This window comes from Pseudomonas sp. B2M1-30 (genome assembly GCF_025447575.1).
Taxonomy (GTDB): Bacteria; Pseudomonadota; Gammaproteobacteria; order Pseudomonadales; family Pseudomonadaceae; genus Aquipseudomonas; species Aquipseudomonas botevensis.
The window spans coordinates 452,558-467,494 of sequence record NZ_JAOEJT010000004.1 but is presented as its reverse complement, the minus strand read 5'-3'; the positions used below and the strand labels follow the sequence as shown (position 1 = coordinate 467,494).

Below are 14,937 nucleotides of genomic sequence, written 5' to 3'. Positions count from 1 at the left end.
ACGCAGATGATCGACTCAATCGAAGCGCTGGAAGCCATCTACGGCCAGCCCCATGACCGCGCGGTACGCAAACAGATCGATTTCCTCAACGAGGACTATCAGGCGATGGTGCGGCTCTCGCCCTTGCTGGTGGTCAGTTCGGTGGGGATCGATGGCCTCGACAACTCGCCGCGCGGTGATACGCCGGGATTCGTGCGGATCATCGACGAACGCACCCTGGCGCTGCCGGATCGCCCGGGCAACAACCGCATCGACACCCTGCGCAACGTGCTGCACGATCCGCGCGTGTCGCTGCTGTTCATCATTCCGGGGATCGGTGAAACGTTGCGGGTCAATGGCACCGCGACCATCAGCGCCGATCCCGAGTTACTGGAAAGCTTCGCGGTGAACGGCAAACCGGCGCGCACGGTGTTGCTGGTGAACGTGGAAGCGGCGTTTTTCCATTGTGCGAAAGCGTTTGTGCGCTCGGATGCGTGGAACCCCGAGAGCCACGTTCCCCGCTCGGCATTGCCCAGCGCCGGGGCTTTTCACAAGCGCCTGAATGATGGGCAGTTCGATGCCGAGACTTACGACCGCGAAGCCCCGGCCCGAGTGCAAAACTCTCTCTACTAACAAGCGGGCAAGCCCGGCTCCCACGGCTCTTCAGAGGGTCAGGATCATCTCGTGCCACGCCATGCCGCCGTGGTCGGACTCGGACGGCTTGATGTAGGCGAAGCCAAACCCGGCGTACAGCGGGATGTGCCGTTCCTTGCACATCAAGTGGATGGTCGCCTTGCCCTGGGCGCGCATGCGTTCGATGAACTCGCCGAGCAGGCGCTTCGCCAGGCCCAGCCCTTGATAGTCCGGATGGACCACCACCGACATGATCACCACATTGGGGCCGGCCGGGTCGTGGCCGATCAGTTCCTTGAAGGCTTCATCGGACATCTGCACATCGAACGCCGCGCCGGAGTTGATGAACCCGGCCACTTCGCCATCCACTTCAGCGACGATGAAACCGTCCGGCCAGGTGGCGATGCGCGTGGCGATTTTTTCCCGGGTTGCGGCTTCGTCGCCTTCGTAGGCAAGGGTTTCAATGGCGTAGCAGCGATCCAGGTCAGCAGCGGTGACGTGGCGGATGACAGTGTTCATGGCGGCTCGAAATCAGCGAAAACAAGAGCGCCAAGGATAAAGGAATAAGGTGTTCATATCGATCCGCCCGGGCAGCGTAAAGCCTGCGTATAAGCGCTTTTCTTCGATAGCGGGAGGGGCTATTTCTGACGCCTGTCTCGGATCACCCATGGGGAAACCGCTTATGAGCAGCATTCAGATCGGCTTGTTGATGGTGTTGGGCATCAGTGTTTTCGGCTTCATTACCTTGTCCGTCGACCTGTTGCGGGCGCGCCGGATCGGCAAGGGCAAATAGGGTCCAACCGGCAGCGCGAGAGGGCTTCGCGCTGCCGGTTGCCGTTCAGTCACGGGTCTGGACCGGCACACAGATTTCCAGCGTGCCTGTCTGCCGAACAGGGTTGAAATCCGCGCTGTAGCGCTCGATCTCCGGAGCGTTGAGTTCAACGTAGTGGGACGCCGGCAGCCACGTCTTGTAGATGTATTGCAGGGTCTGCGGCAGGTGTTCGAGCGAACCCTTGTGTTCAAACACCGCGTACTGCCGGGGCAGCACCTCGATCCAGCGGTACTTGTCCTGCGGCAGATCGTCGAGGTTCTTGATCTCCACCCCGGCGATGTAGTCGAAGCCACCCTTGCCGTCGAAATTGCAGCAGACGCCGTAGGTGACATCGCCCTTCTGGCCGGGAATATGGCCCAGATGGGGAAGGAATTTTTCCCATAACGCCGGGATGCCGTGAGTGGTTTCCTGAGTGAATCGACCGCCCAGACCTGCAATCAGCAGGAAGTGTCCATGTTCGAAGCGAGGTTCAGCCACTTCGACGCGTTTCTGCTCATCCATGACGCGACTCCTGAAGCAAAAGAAGAGGGTTCGGCTGGAGTATAGAAGCCAAACCCGATTCGCAACGTCACAACGTGTGCAACTGCTCGACGGCAGCCGCGCCGATGAACTCGTTATAGCCAGATACGATCACGTAGATCGCGAAATAGCAGAAGATCGCCGCCGATGCCATGTAGGAGTAGCGCAACAACTTGTCACCCAAAAGCTTGCCGCCGTGGCTGGCGGCGAAGCACAGGCCCGCCGACCACAGCAGCCCGGCACTCAGGAAGCCACCGAGGAACAGCGCCGAACTGAGTGGGCCCCCTCCGCCGGAGCGCGCGATCAGGGTGCCGCCCACCGCCGCAAACCAGAGAATCGCGCTGGGTGACGACATCGCCAGAAAAATCCCTCGGAAGAATTCCTTGCGGTGGGAGTTCTGGCCGACCTCGGCCGTCTCCGCCAGCAGCGCCTCATGGTGGATCGCCGAATAAACCATCTTCGCCGCGAAATAGATCAGCAGCGCCGAACCACCGATCCACAGCACCCAGCGCACGGTTTCGTATTGCAGCAGAACGGTCATCCCGGCCAGGGCCAGAACCGCGTAGATCAGGTCGCCGACGCAGGTGCCGAGCCCCAGGGCAAAGCCCTGGAAGTAACCGCGCTGCATCGCCAGGGTAATCATCGCGATGTTGGCCACGCCGATATCCAGGCACAGCGACAGGCTCAGCAAGAAGCCACTGGTGAATTCCATCAACCACATTCCTTGGGAAAAAATTGTTTAGCTGCACGCTGGACAGTTCGCCATCACTGCCCTTATCTTCCGCCACAGGTCACCGCAGTGACCAGCGTCGCTCGGACGGTTCCGGGCGCTTACGTTATCCGAGGCAACAATGGCTGAACAAGGTTCGCCGCGCCGCTTTGCGCGCATTGATCGACTCCCCCCTTACGTTTTCAACATCACCGCCGAGCTGAAGATGGCCGCCCGACGTCGTGGCGAAGACATCATCGACTTGAGCATGGGCAACCCCGACGGCCCTACCCCGCCGCACATCGTCGAAAAACTGGTCACGGTGGCCCAGCGCGAAGACACCCACGGCTACTCCACCTCCAAGGGTATTCCGCGCCTGCGCCGGGCGATTTCCAACTGGTACAAGGAACGCTACGAGGTCGATATCGACCCGGAAAGCGAAGCCATCGTCACCATCGGCTCCAAGGAAGGCCTGGCGCACCTGATGCTGGCGACCCTGGATCAGGGCGATACCGTGCTGGTGCCGAACCCGAGCTACCCGATTCACATCTACGGTGCCGTGATTGCCGGCGCCCAGGTGCGGTCGGTGCCGCTGGTGCCGGGCGTGGACTTCTTCGCTGAGCTTGAGCGGGCGATTCGCGGTTCGATCCCGAAACCGAAGATGATGATTCTCGGCTTCCCGTCCAACCCCACCGCGCAGTGCGTGGAGCTGGATTTCTTCGAGCGGGTGATCGCCCTCGCCAAGCAGTACGACGTACTGGTGGTGCATGACCTGGCCTACGCCGACATCGTCTACGACGGCTGGAAAGCCCCGTCGATCATGCAGGTGCCGGGCGCCAAGGACATCGCGGTGGAGTTTTTCACCCTGTCCAAGAGCTACAACATGGCCGGCTGGCGGATCGGTTTCATGGTCGGCAACCCGGAACTGGTCAGCGCCCTGGCGCGGATCAAGAGCTACCACGACTACGGCACCTTCACCCCGCTGCAAGTCGCCGCGATTGCCGCGCTGGAAGGCGATCAGCAATGCGTGCGCGACATCGCCGAACAGTATCGCCAGCGCCGCAACGTGCTGGTCAAAGGGCTGCATGAACTGGGCTGGATGGTCGAAAATCCGAAAGCCTCGATGTACGTCTGGGCGAAGATTCCCGACGCCTACGCGCACCTCGGTTCGCTGGAGTTCGCCAAGAAGCTGCTGGCCGAAGCCAAGGTCTGCGTCTCGCCGGGTGTCGGCTTTGGTGAGTACGGCGACGATCACGTGCGCTTCGCGCTGATCGAGAACCAGGACCGGATTCGCCAGGCCGTGCGCGGGATTCGCGGGATGTTCCGGGCGGATGGCCTGGTCGCCAAAACCAGCGCCTGATCATCAGGCACAAAAAAACCGCATCGCTGCGGTTTTTTTGTGCCTGCCAATCGCTTAAACGAACAGCGACAGCAACAGGATAAAGCCCAGGCCGACCACCGACAGGATGGTTTCCATTGCGGTCCAGGTCTTGAAGGTTTCCGCCACAGTCATGTTGAAGTACTGCTTCACCAGCCAGAAACCGGCGTCGTTGACGTGGGACAGGATCAGCGAGCCGGCACCGGTGGCCAGTACCAGCAGTTCACGGTTGACGCCCGGAATCATCCCGACCACCGGCACCACGATGCCTGCGCCAGTGATGGTCGCCACGGTGGCCGAACCGGTCGCGATGCGGATCACCGCCGCCACCAGCCACGCCAGCAGGATCGGCGAGATCTGCGCGCTGACCGCCATGTGGCCGATCACGTCGCCCACGCCGCTGGTTACCAGCATCTGCTTGAAGCCGCCGCCGGCGCCAATGATCAGAATGATCGCAGCGGTCGGCGCCAGACTCGCGTCGAGCCATTTGAGCATCTGGTTCGAACCGATGCCCTGCTTGTAGCCGAAGGTGTACAGCGACAGCAGCAACGCCAGCAGCAGCGCCGAGATCGGGTGACCGATCATGTCCATCCAGGTGCGGAAGAAATGGCCGTCCGGCAGCGCCACGTCAGCGAAGGTTTTCAGCAGCATCAGGAACACCGGCAGCAGCACGGTGACCAGGGTGATGCCGAAACTTGGCAGATCGCTGGAGTCCGATTCACGGGCCAGTTGATCCACCAGCTCCTGGTTCGGGTGACCCGGAATGTGCTTGGCGATGAACGTACCGAAGATCGGACCGGCAATGATGGCGGTCGGCAGGGCAACGATCAGGCCGTAGAGAATGGTCTTGCCGATGTCGGCGCCGAACACGCCGATCGCCAGCAGCGGACCCGGGTGCGGTGGCACCAGGCCGTGTACGGCGGACAGACCGGCCAGCAGCGGGATACCGATCTTGATGATCGACACGCCGGTACGCCGGGCGACGATGAACACCAGCGGAATCAGCAGCACGAAGCCGATTTCGAAGAACAACGGAATGCCCACCAGGAACGCGGCGAACATCATGGCCCACTGGACCTTGTCCTTGCCGAACGCGCGAATCAGGGTCTGGGCGATCTGATCCGCCCCGCCGGATTCAGCCATCATTTTGCCGAGCATGGTGCCCAGCGCGAGGATGATGCCGACGAAACCGAGCACGCCACCGAAGCCGTCCTGGAACGCCTTGATGATGGTGCCGATCGGCATGCCGGACGTCAGGCCGAGAAACGCGGCGGCAATGGTCAGGGCAATGAAGGGATGGAGCTTGAACTTGGTGATCAGGACGATGAGTCCGATCACCGTGACCACTGCGTCAAGCAGCAGGTAGGCGTCATGGGACATGCCAAACATTGGGGGTGTCTCCTGGTTTGTTGTTGTTATTAAAGCGGGTTGAACAGAAGCCGAAAGGACAGCGCTATCTTCACAAGCACACTCATACCGCCTGTTTCAGGCCGTTGGCCTGCCACCATTGGTGAGCCTGGGCCGCGAGTTCTTCGACGCTGTGGACCGAAGCGTTCAACGCCAGGGTCAGCGGCTCGCCCTTGGGCGACTCGAGGGTGGCGAACTGGCTTTCGATCAGCGTGGCCGGCATGAAATGGCCGGGGCGGTGGGACACACGCTCGGCGGCCACTTCAGGCGTCAGCTCGAGGAATACGAAACCCAGGCCCGGCAAGGCACTGCGCAGGCGTTCGCGGTAAATGTGCTTGAGGGCCGAGCAGGTCAGCACCGGGCGCTCGCCACGGGCGTCGACGCGGCGCAGTTCGTCGCACAGGCTGTCGAGCCAGCCGGCACGGTCTTCGTCGTTCAGGGGGATCCCCGCGCTCATCTTTTCGATGTTGGCGGCCGGATGAAAAGTATCGCCTTCAATGGCAGTGGCGCCGCTCAATTGGCACAGGGCCTCGCTGACGCACGTCTTGCCGCAACCGGCAACGCCCATGATGACCAGGGCGGTGATGGGATGATTCATGTAACACCTCAGCGCGCAGACAGCGCTACCTTTGCTAGCTATGACTCTAGTGCACAGGCAGAAGTTGCCGACGCCTTCTTGTCGTTTTTTTGGGTTGCAGCAGGTTCGCTCCGGACGCCAAAAAGCGAGGATCAGGCAGGACCCCGCTCACGCATTTGCAGCTGCATCTGGACAGCGCTACCTTAGTGCCTTGATTTTTGTTTGGCAAGCCGCCCGATGACCACCCCTAAAAACGATAAAAATACCCGCACCACCGGCCGTCCCACTCTCAACGAAGTCGCCCGACTGGCCGGAGTCAGCCCGATTACCGCCTCCCGCGCGTTGCGTGGGGTGAGTACGGTCGCCACCGAACTGGTGGAAAAAGTCCAGAAAGCCGCCCTTGAACTCAACTACGTGGTCAACCCCGCCGCCCGCGCCCTGGCCTCGGCCCAGAGCCATTCGGTGGTGGTGTTGGTGCCTTCGTTGTCCAACCTGTTGTTCATCGACACCCTGGAGGCCATCCATCGAGTCCTGACGCCCAAGGGCTTCGAAGTGCTGATCGGCAACTTCCACTACTCGCGCGACGAAGAAGAAAAACTGCTGCGCAACTACATGGCCTACCAGCCGCGCGGCCTGTTGCTGACCGGCTTCGACCGCACCGAAAGTTCGCGGCGGATGATCGAGGCCAGCAACATTCCCTGCGTCTACATGATGGAGCTGGACAGCGCCGCCGGTGTGAACTGCGTCGGCTTCTCCCAGCTCAGCGCCGGTGAAACGGCAGCCGAGCATTTGCTGTCCCGTGGCCGCCAGCGCCTGGCCTACATCGGCGCGCAACTCGATCAGCGCACCCTGCTGCGGGGCGAAGGTTTCCGCAAAGCCTTGCAGAAGGCCGGTCGCTATGACCCGGATCTCGAAGTGCTGACGCCGCGCGCTTCGTCGGTGGGCCTGGGTGGCGAGTTGTTCCTGCAACTGCTGGCGGCGCATCCGGATGTCGACGCGATCTTCTTCGGCAACGACGACCTGGCCCAGGGCGCGCTGCTCGAAGCCTTGCGCCACGGCATCCGGATTCCCGAACAGGTGGCGATCCTCGGTTTCAACGACCTGCCGATGTCGGAGCACATGGTCCCCCGCCTGAGCAGCATCAACACCCCGCGCGAGGCGATTGGCCGGCGCGCGGCGGAGCAGATGCTGACGCTGATGGCCGGCAACAGCGTGGCGCGGCCGGTGGAGGACATGGGTTTCGAATTGAAGGTACGCGAAAGCAGCTGACCCTGACGGGAGCGGGCTTGTCCGCTCCCCGCTCAATCGAATCTCAGCGACCGAGGCACTCGACCAGCGCCAGCGCGCCCTTCTGCAACGGCTGGCGCTTGAGCCACACCGCATGCACCGGCAGGACCAGGCCGTTCTCGATGTTGCGAAAATTCAATCGTTTCAGCCGCCCCGAATCCAGCCGCGACTGCACCACCGACAGCGGAAAATTGCCCCAGCCCAACCCCGCCTCGACCATCTCCAGCGCCGTCTCCAGATTATCGGTACGCCAATGGGATTCGGCCACCAGCGGCCGGGTTTCGCTGATCGGCAAGTCCCGACTGGCGACAATGATCTGCCGCACATGCACCAGATCCTCAAGAAACAGATTCTGCCCCTGCAACAGCGGACTGTCCGCCGCCAGCGTGGCAATCATCCGTTCGCTGCCGACGAACTGAAACCGCTCCAGCGCGTTCATGCTCAAACCGGCGAACGCCAGACAGAGGCTGACCCGACCGCTGTGCAACAGTGCCAGCACATCATCCTGGGGCGCGGTTAGTACCTCGATATCGAGCAAGGGGTGACGCTCGGCAATCACCTTGATCGCCGCCATCAAACGCCGCCGGTCGATGTCCGCAACCACCCCGATCGACAGCTTGCTCTCCAGCCCCGACGACAGCTCCACCGCATGCACCTGCAATTGCTTGAGCTGCCCGGCAATCAGCCGCGCGTGAGGCAGCAATGACAGGGCCATCGCCGTGGGTTGCGGTTCTCGATGACTTCGGTCAAACAACGGATAGCCGAGTTCAGCCTCCAGGTTGCCAATGCCCATGCTCACCGCCGAAGGCACTTTGCCCAAGGCTCGGGCAGCGGCGGAGAACGACCCTCGTTCGATGACCGCGAGGAACAATTCGATGCTGTCGCTGTTGAAATTCACTTCATCAACCTGTCAATAAATCTGAAAGCTGCTGACTTTTTCTGTCAGCACTATTGAAGCTATCTTTCGCCGCCTTCGCCACCCCGTCGTACGAAAGAGGCAAACCCATGCAAGGCGTCAAACGCAAACTGGTCTACGTGTCGCTCTATGAAGTGATCGGCATGACCTTCTCCGCCCTTGGCCTGGCGCTGTTGTCCGGCACTTCGCCCGGCAGCACCGGCCCCTTGGCGGTGATCATCACCACCATCGCCGTGACCTGGAATTTCATTTACACCTCGCTGTTCGAACGCTGGGAAATTCGCCAGACATCGCGCACCCGCACGGTCAAACGACGCATCGCCCATGCCGTCGGTTTCCAACTGACGCTGATCGTGTTCCTGATCCCGCTGATCGCCTGGTGGATGAACATCAGCCTGGTGCAGGCGTTCCTGCTGGATCTGGCGCTGATCGTGTTCATCCCCTGCTACACCTTCGCCTTCAACTGGCTGTTCGACCGGGTGTTCGGTCTGCCGGCGTCGGCGCTGCCGGACCCGGTGGTGTGACGGGCGACGGTCATCGCCTGCCGCCCATCGGCAAGAGATGACCGCTCCGCCCTCGCCTACTGAAATCTAACTCATTGAAATAAAAGAAATTATACAAAAGGCACGGTAATTGCTGCGGTTGCCCTGACAGCCATTACCTACAAGGTCTACTCATCATGTTGGTCAGTGCAAAACAACAGCCCATCATTCACCTGCCCAAGCATCTGAATGACGACGCGACGACCACCGCCGCTGCCGGTCTGCAAAGCGGCCTGCATGGCGCGATGCTGCAAACCCTGCAAAACCAGGCCCAGGCGCAAACCGCCGAAGCCACCTCCAAAGTGCAGGAATCGGCGACGCAACTGGCGACCCGGCAAGTCAGCGAAGCCACGCGCATCAGCGACAACGTCGACGAAGCGTTCGCCAAGACCCGCGTCGGTCTGCAAACCGCCGATGCCTCTCAAAGCAAAACCACCGGCACCACGGCCACCGAAGAATTCAAGGACTACATGAGCAAAACGCCGGAACAGCGTTTGCGCGACAGTATCCTGAAGGAAATGGGCCTGACCGAGGACGACATCAAAGCCATGCCGCCGGAGAAACAACTGGCCATCGGCAAAGAGATCGCCGAACGCTTGCAGGACAAGATGAAACTGGCGGAGGCGCAAAAGCAGAACCCGAACGCCAACGACGCCAAGGACAGCGACAAGGTCGCGCAGAAGTTTCTCGCGTCTCTCTGAGCTCGCCCTTGCGAATGAGGGAGCCGATCTGCTCCCTCATTCGCTTCGGTGTCCAGGCGTATTCAGTTCAGTTGCAGGGTTTCGTTGAACTGACTGATCGCATCCACCACATGCCGCGAGCCCTGCTGGATTTCGCGGATCGCATCCCCCGCCTCGTTCGCCAGTTCCACGCCCAGCCCGGTGCGGCTCAGACTCGATTGCATGCTCGACACCGCGCTCAACGACAGATCGTGGTTCTTGCGCACCACCTCGACGATTTCCACGGTCGCCTGACTGGTACGTGCCGCCAGGCTGCGCACTTCGTCCGCCACCACCGCAAACCCACGCCCATGCTCGCCGGCCCGCGCCGCTTCGATGGCTGCGTTTAGCGCCAGCAGGTTGGTCTGGTCGGCGATTCCGCGAATGGTCTGGACGATGGTGCCGATGATGTCCGACTGCTTGCTCACCGCATCGATACTCAGCGCCGCTTCGTTCAGATCGCGGGAAATGTCCTGAATGATCTGCACCGTTTGCTGCACGACCTGTGAGCCTTTTTGCGCGCAGGCGTCGTTTTGTACCGAAGTGCTGTGGGCCGATTCGGCAGCGGTCTGCAACGTGGTCATCTGATGGGTGATGTCGCTGGCGAACTTCACCACCTTGTACAAGCGACCCTTGGCGTCGAACAGCGGGTTGTAGGAGGCTTCGAGGTAAACCGTCTGCCCGGACTTGTTCTTGCGCTCGAAACGGTGGGAGTGATATTCGCCGCGATTGAGCGAGGCCCAGAACGCCTTGTATTGCGCCGACTCGGCTTCGACACGATGGCAGAACAGGCTGTGATGATGCCCGACGATTTCGCCGAGCGAATATTGCATGGTCTTGAGGAAGTTTTCGTTGGCGGTAATCACATTGCCTTCCGGGGTGAACTCGATCACCGCCATCGAACGACCGATCGCCGCCAGCATACTTTCCTCTTCGTGTTCCTTGTTGACCCGTGCAGTGATGTCCGAGGCCACTTTGATCACGCTGCGAACTTGCCTGTCCTGGTCATACACCGGCATATAACTGGCTTCCAGCCAGATTTCCCGACCACTCTTGTCCAGGCGCAGAAAAGTGCCGCTGATGGGTTCGCCATGGGCCAGGTCGCGCCACAGTTTTGCGTACTCCTCGCTGCGGTAAAACACCTCTTCACAAAAGATCCGGTGATGTTTGCCACGCACATCTTCGGCGGTGTACCCCATGGTCTTGCAGAAGTTGTCATTGGCATCCAGAACAATGCCGTCCGGGGTGAATTCGATCATCGCCATCGAACGGCTGATCGCCGCCAGCTTGGCGTTGGCTTCGGTCAAGGCACAGCTGAAACGCTCGATTTCCTGCAAGTCAGCCTTGTGATGTAGGTTGAACATGTCTCTATCACCTTTCGTGCGGTCTTTTGATTGGATGAAAGTTCAGGTCTTTCAAAGATCGAAAACGACGGTCCACAGAACAGGCACACGCATTCCTCCACGGGAGGAAGTTGTCAGGTGATAAACGATGGTTAATCGGAGAGTCCATGTAACGACGCTCTAATCAAGACATCCGTCTCTTGATAGCCCGGTGGCGGGCCAGCCCTAACATGCAGAAGAACTTCCATTTAAAAAAACATGCTCCTTGCCGGTTAAGTGTCGGTGCCTTGGATTGCGCACTCTGGCAGCTTTGATTGGCAACTGACCAAGTTGAAGCGAGACGCCGTGATATGGCGGTCGACATGGTTAGTTATGAGTGAGCATAGACAGCGCAAAGCCTTGCGCAAGGCCACTAGTCGGCCAGTACGGCGGGGTTTTCGGACAAGAAACGGTTCAGCGAATGGGTGTCGAGACGGCGGACGCTTTCGTGAGTAAGCCCACTGCCACACTGGATGTTTGTGTACATACAAAACCCATGTGGAAGCGGCTTGCCCGCGAAGGCATCAGAACAGCACTACGAAAACTTCAGAAAAGAACTACAGACTCCCGGACACCTTGCTCGCCACTTCCCCCGGCACCCAGGCTTTCCACACCTGAGGCTGATCGCGCAGGAACGCCTCGGCGACCTGGCGCGGTTGCTGGCGCTTTTCGCTCATCCCGGCCAGGGTCTGGTTCAGCAGATCGATCGGCAGGTCGACCTTTTCAAAGAACGTCACCAGTTCCGGATATTGCGCCTTGAACGGTGCCGACACGCCAATCGCCAGGCTCGCCGGCATCGAGCGAGTCCCCTTCGGGTTGGGGTTGTTGGCATCGGCCAGGGTCTTCCAGGCTTCGGCGTCGAACGGCGGCTCATCCAGCTTCACCAGTTTGAAACGGCCGAGCAGCGGCGTCGGCGACCAGTAGTAGAACAGCACCGGTTTGCCGCGTTTGATCGACGACGCCACCTCGGCATCCAGCGCCGCGCCGGAGCCGGTGCGGAAGTTGACGAAGCTGTCGGTCAAGGCATACGCCTTGAGCTTCTGGCTGTTGACGATCTCCGACGTCCAGCCGGTCGGGCTGTTGAGGAAGCGTCCGCGATTCGGGTCTTCAGGATCGCGGAACACGTCCTTGTAGCGCGGCAGATCAGCGACGGATTTCAGTTCCGGCGCCAGCGGTTTGATGCCACGTTCCGGGTCGCCCTGGATCACATACTCCGGCACCCACCAGCCCTCAGTGGCGCCCTTCACAGTGTCGCCGAGGCCGAACACCTTGCCCTCGGCGGCGGCCTTGACCCACGCCGGACTGCGCCCGGCCCACTCTTCGCCGATCACTTGGATGTCGTTCTTCGCCAGCGCCGCTTCCAGGCTGACGGTGCTGCCCGGCAACGTGTCGGTCGGGTAGCCGTAGCCTTTTTCGACAATCAGGCGCAGCACTTCGGTGATGAAGCTGCCGCTTTCCCAGGTGATGTCACCGAAGTGGATCGGCGCGGTTTTTTCCGCCGCCATGGCATGGCCGGCCGTCAGCGTCAGGGCCAGCAGCGAGCCGCCGAGCAGTTTTTTGATCGATCTCATGCAGACCTCTTGTTTTGGAGTTGGGGACGAGTCACGGATTGGTTGGCGCAGTGGCGGTCGCACAAGGCCTGGGAACGGGTCATGTACACACTGACCGAGCGCTGGGAGATGCCCAGCTCGGCGGCGATTTGCGGGTAGGTCAGGCCATCGATCCGCGCCAGCAGAAAGGTCGAACGCACCTTGCCCGGCAGGCGTTGCAGGCTGTGATCCAGACGGTTCAGGGTCTGGGCCAACTGCGCCAGTTCCTCCGGTGAAGAGCCGTGATCCGGACCGTCGAGTTGCAGTTGCTGCAGGTGCCGCCGCTCCAGATCGCCGCGCCGCCAGGCTTGATACAGCAGGCGTTGAGCAATGGTGGTAAGCAGCGCGCGAGGTTCGCGAATGGCGGTCAGGCCCGGGGCCTGGAGCAGTTGGGCGAAGGTTTCGGCGGCGATGTCTTCGGCGCTGGCCGCCTCACCGGTGTGTCGGCGCAGGCGTTCGCACAACCAGCGGTAGTGGGCGCGGAACAGCGCGTCCACAGACTTGCAATGGGATGAATGGGCGCCGGACATAGGGGCTCCTGGGTGAGGGTCGCTGAATGTCCGGTAGTCCGGTGGCGCGATCCTAGCAAGGAGCCTTATGCATTAATAATATTTAAATCTTATTTTTATATTCCTTATAGAAATATAAAACCAACGATCAACGCAAGCGACCATAACCCAGGTCTTCGGCCTCGCGCTGATAGTCCAGAACGATCCGGTAATCGCTTTCGTTGGCCGGCAGCACGTCGACAAGACCGAGGGTTTGCCTCACTTGCGGCAACTCTCGCAGTGCCTGGTTCATCGCGCTACGCAGTTGTTCGACTTGTGCATCCGTTGCGTCGGCAAGCGTGATGAAAGGCAGCGTCGGGCTGAACGCCGTGCGCGTGATGACCCGCAGTCCGCTGACCTCCGAGGGAGCATACTGCGCCAGATAGGCGTAGGTCACGCTGTCGATGGCGGCCAGATCGGCGCGATCCTCACGCAGCCAGCGCAGGCTCTCGCGGTGACCGCCACTGAGCGCGACCGAGGCGAAGAACTGTCCGTCCTGATGCAGCGGCGCCAGACGTTGACGCAGCAGGTTCATGCCGCTGTTCGAATCGTCGCTGTTGATTACCCCGCGACTGCCGCGAAAGTCCGCCAGGGTTTGGCGCGGGTCACCGGTGCGCGCGAGGATCAGGCTGCAATGATTGCCGGCGCTGGCGTCGGCCAACTCGTAGCGCGGACGCCCGACGATCCGTACCTGCTCGCGCAGCGCCGTCATCAGCGGGTAGCCGCAGGTCTGGGTCAGCAGCAGGTCGGGCGAACGCCAGAGTTCAGGCAGCGACAGACCCTCGGCGCTCAGCCGAGTGTGGCCCAGCAACTCGAGGATCCGTGCCAGCCAGCGCTCGTTGGCGGCGCGGATCGGCTCGGGGGCGACGTACATCAGGAGTTCGGCGTGGTGTTGGGTCATGCGTGTTGTTCCTTATAAACAGGTCCCCACATCAGGGTCTTCGCGACGTTCCAACGATCAGTGGAACGGATGCCGTGGGCTGTCGATCGGCCTGAATCCATTGCGCCGCCACAATTGCCCGTAGCCCTGCACCACAAATCCCCCGCTGCGTGCCTGCCATTGCTCGCGTCGGGCGAAGTAGGCCTGGGGCAAGTCGTACCACGCCAGGGCGGGCAAGTCGTGATGCACCAGATGAAAATTCAGGTTGAGGAACAACCAGCGCCACGGCCAGCCAGCCTCGTTAAGTACGGTGCGTTGCTCCGGTTGCGCGTGGGGTCGGTGTTCATAGTAGGAGCGGATCATCGCGATCGACAGCGCCGGCACGCTGATCAGCAGCAGGTAATGCCACACCGGCAGTATGCTGAAGCGGGCGATGAACCCCAGCATCAGCAGGGTCAGCGCGCCGTGGCTCAACCACATCAGCCAGGCCTGGCGCTCGCCGTTTTTCAGGCGTTGCAGCTCTTCGGCGGCCAGCGCCAACAACGCCAGCGGCGCACCGAGCAGGAAGCGGCCGAATACGGTTTTGTTCAACCAGTGCAGGCTGCGCTCGAACAGCGAACTGCCCTGCCAGCGTGCGGCGCTGAGGTAGCGACTTTCGGGGTCGACACCGGGGATGGTCAGGTGCTCGTCGCGGTGGTGCTGCAAATGGCTGTCGCGATAGAGGGTGTAGGGATACCACACCGCCAACGGCGCGTAGCCGAGGATCTTGTTGACGGTCGTCCAGCGCGTCGGGTGCCCGTGAAGCAATTCGTGCTGCACCGACAGCCACAGCACCAGCAACGGAATCATCAGCAGCGTGCTCCAGCCGCGACCGAGCCACTCGCTGCCCAGCACCACCGCGAACCAACCGGCGTAGACGCCGATCAGCAACAGCCAGGTGGGCCATTCGGTGCGGGCGGTGAAGCGTTGGCGCAGGGTTTCGATCTGTTGACGATGACGGTCGTCGAAGTAATGGGACATGGCGCGGCTCGGAACGGGGA

The 14,937-nt window shown here is 61.1% G+C and carries 16 protein-coding genes; 5 read left to right on the top strand and 11 right to left on the bottom strand.

What is annotated here, in order from left to right; translation table 11 throughout:
- The first annotated feature begins 6 nt into the window (after positions 1 to 6).
- Positions 7 to 612, top strand: a complete 606-nt coding sequence (locus N8H74_RS11550) for a pyridoxamine 5'-phosphate oxidase family protein (protein ID WP_262147632.1) — start codon at positions 7 to 9, stop codon at positions 610 to 612.
- Positions 613 to 642: 30 nt separating this feature from the next.
- Here the strand turns inward: N8H74_RS11550 and N8H74_RS11545 are convergent, their stop codons facing one another.
- The 3 genes from N8H74_RS11545 to N8H74_RS11535 form a co-directional block, all read right to left on the bottom strand.
- Positions 643 to 1,131, bottom strand: coding sequence for an N-acetyltransferase (locus tag N8H74_RS11545; RefSeq protein WP_217832905.1), 489 nt, complete (start codon positions 1,129 to 1,131; stop codon positions 643 to 645).
- A 319-nt stretch (positions 1,132 to 1,450) separates the two neighbouring features.
- The gene (locus N8H74_RS11540; RefSeq protein ID WP_217832904.1) at positions 1,451 to 1,945 is read right to left on the bottom strand and encodes a GyrI-like domain-containing protein; all 495 of its coding nucleotides are present in this window, start codon (positions 1,943 to 1,945) and stop codon (positions 1,451 to 1,453) included.
- Positions 1,946 to 2,012: 67 nt separating this feature from the next.
- Positions 2,013 to 2,675, bottom strand: coding sequence for a LysE family translocator (locus N8H74_RS11535; RefSeq protein WP_262147630.1), 663 nt, complete (start codon positions 2,673 to 2,675; stop codon positions 2,013 to 2,015).
- Between the two features lie 139 nt (positions 2,676 to 2,814).
- Between N8H74_RS11535 and alaC the strand changes: the two genes are divergently transcribed.
- Positions 2,815 to 4,032: an alanine transaminase gene (alaC, locus tag N8H74_RS11530; protein ID WP_217832902.1), complete on the top strand. Its 1,218-nt coding sequence runs from the start codon at positions 2,815 to 2,817 to the stop codon at positions 4,030 to 4,032.
- Positions 4,033 to 4,086: 54 nt separating this feature from the next.
- On the opposite strand, the gene N8H74_RS11525 is transcribed toward alaC, so the two are convergent.
- Positions 4,087 to 5,439: a GntP family permease gene (locus N8H74_RS11525; protein ID WP_217832901.1), complete on the bottom strand. Its 1,353-nt coding sequence runs from the start codon at positions 5,437 to 5,439 to the stop codon at positions 4,087 to 4,089.
- 82 nt (positions 5,440 to 5,521) lie between these two features.
- Entirely contained in the window at positions 5,522 to 6,055 is a 534-nt protein-coding gene (locus N8H74_RS11520) for a gluconokinase (RefSeq protein ID WP_217832900.1), read from the bottom strand.
- 216 nt (positions 6,056 to 6,271) lie between these two features.
- Between N8H74_RS11520 and N8H74_RS11515 the strand changes: the two genes are divergently transcribed.
- Complete coding sequence (locus N8H74_RS11515) at positions 6,272 to 7,303, top strand: LacI family DNA-binding transcriptional regulator (protein ID WP_217832899.1); 1,032 nt, start codon at positions 6,272 to 6,274, stop codon at positions 7,301 to 7,303.
- Between the two features lie 43 nt (positions 7,304 to 7,346).
- On the opposite strand, the gene N8H74_RS11510 is transcribed toward N8H74_RS11515, so the two are convergent.
- The gene (locus tag N8H74_RS11510) at positions 7,347 to 8,219 is read right to left on the bottom strand and encodes a LysR family transcriptional regulator (RefSeq protein WP_262147626.1); all 873 of its coding nucleotides are present in this window, start codon (positions 8,217 to 8,219) and stop codon (positions 7,347 to 7,349) included.
- A gap of 107 nt (positions 8,220 to 8,326) precedes the next feature.
- Here N8H74_RS11510 and N8H74_RS11505 point away from each other — a divergent pair, with 107 nt between their 5' ends.
- Positions 8,327 to 8,761, top strand: coding sequence for a PACE efflux transporter (locus tag N8H74_RS11505; RefSeq protein ID WP_217832897.1), 435 nt, complete (start codon positions 8,327 to 8,329; stop codon positions 8,759 to 8,761).
- Positions 8,762 to 8,916: 155 nt separating this feature from the next.
- Entirely contained in the window at positions 8,917 to 9,480 is a 564-nt protein-coding gene (locus N8H74_RS11500; RefSeq protein ID WP_262147624.1) for a hypothetical protein, read from the top strand.
- 62 nt (positions 9,481 to 9,542) lie between these two features.
- Here the strand turns inward: N8H74_RS11500 and N8H74_RS11495 are convergent, their stop codons facing one another.
- The 5 genes from N8H74_RS11495 to N8H74_RS11475 all read right to left on the bottom strand — a co-directional run bounded on the left by N8H74_RS11495 (position 9,543) and on the right by N8H74_RS11475 (position 14,917).
- A complete protein-coding gene (locus N8H74_RS11495; protein WP_262147622.1) occupies positions 9,543 to 10,862 on the bottom strand; it encodes a PAS domain-containing methyl-accepting chemotaxis protein in 1,320 nt (439 codons plus the stop codon).
- 575 nt (positions 10,863 to 11,437) lie between these two features.
- The gene (locus N8H74_RS11490; protein WP_262147620.1) at positions 11,438 to 12,451 is read right to left on the bottom strand and encodes an ABC transporter substrate-binding protein; all 1,014 of its coding nucleotides are present in this window, start codon (positions 12,449 to 12,451) and stop codon (positions 11,438 to 11,440) included.
- Complete coding sequence (locus N8H74_RS11485; protein ID WP_262147618.1) at positions 12,448 to 12,999, bottom strand: sigma-70 family RNA polymerase sigma factor; 552 nt, start codon at positions 12,997 to 12,999, stop codon at positions 12,448 to 12,450. Before N8H74_RS11485 ends, N8H74_RS11490 begins: the two co-directional genes overlap by 4 nt.
- Before the next feature lie 127 nt (positions 13,000 to 13,126).
- On the bottom strand, positions 13,127 to 13,918 hold the full coding sequence (locus tag N8H74_RS11480; RefSeq protein WP_262147616.1) for a PhnD/SsuA/transferrin family substrate-binding protein: 792 nt from the start codon (positions 13,916 to 13,918) through the stop codon (positions 13,127 to 13,129).
- A gap of 57 nt (positions 13,919 to 13,975) precedes the next feature.
- Positions 13,976 to 14,917, bottom strand: coding sequence for a fatty acid desaturase (locus N8H74_RS11475; RefSeq protein WP_262147614.1), 942 nt, complete (start codon positions 14,915 to 14,917; stop codon positions 13,976 to 13,978).
- Positions 14,918 to 14,937: the final 20 nt, after the last annotated feature.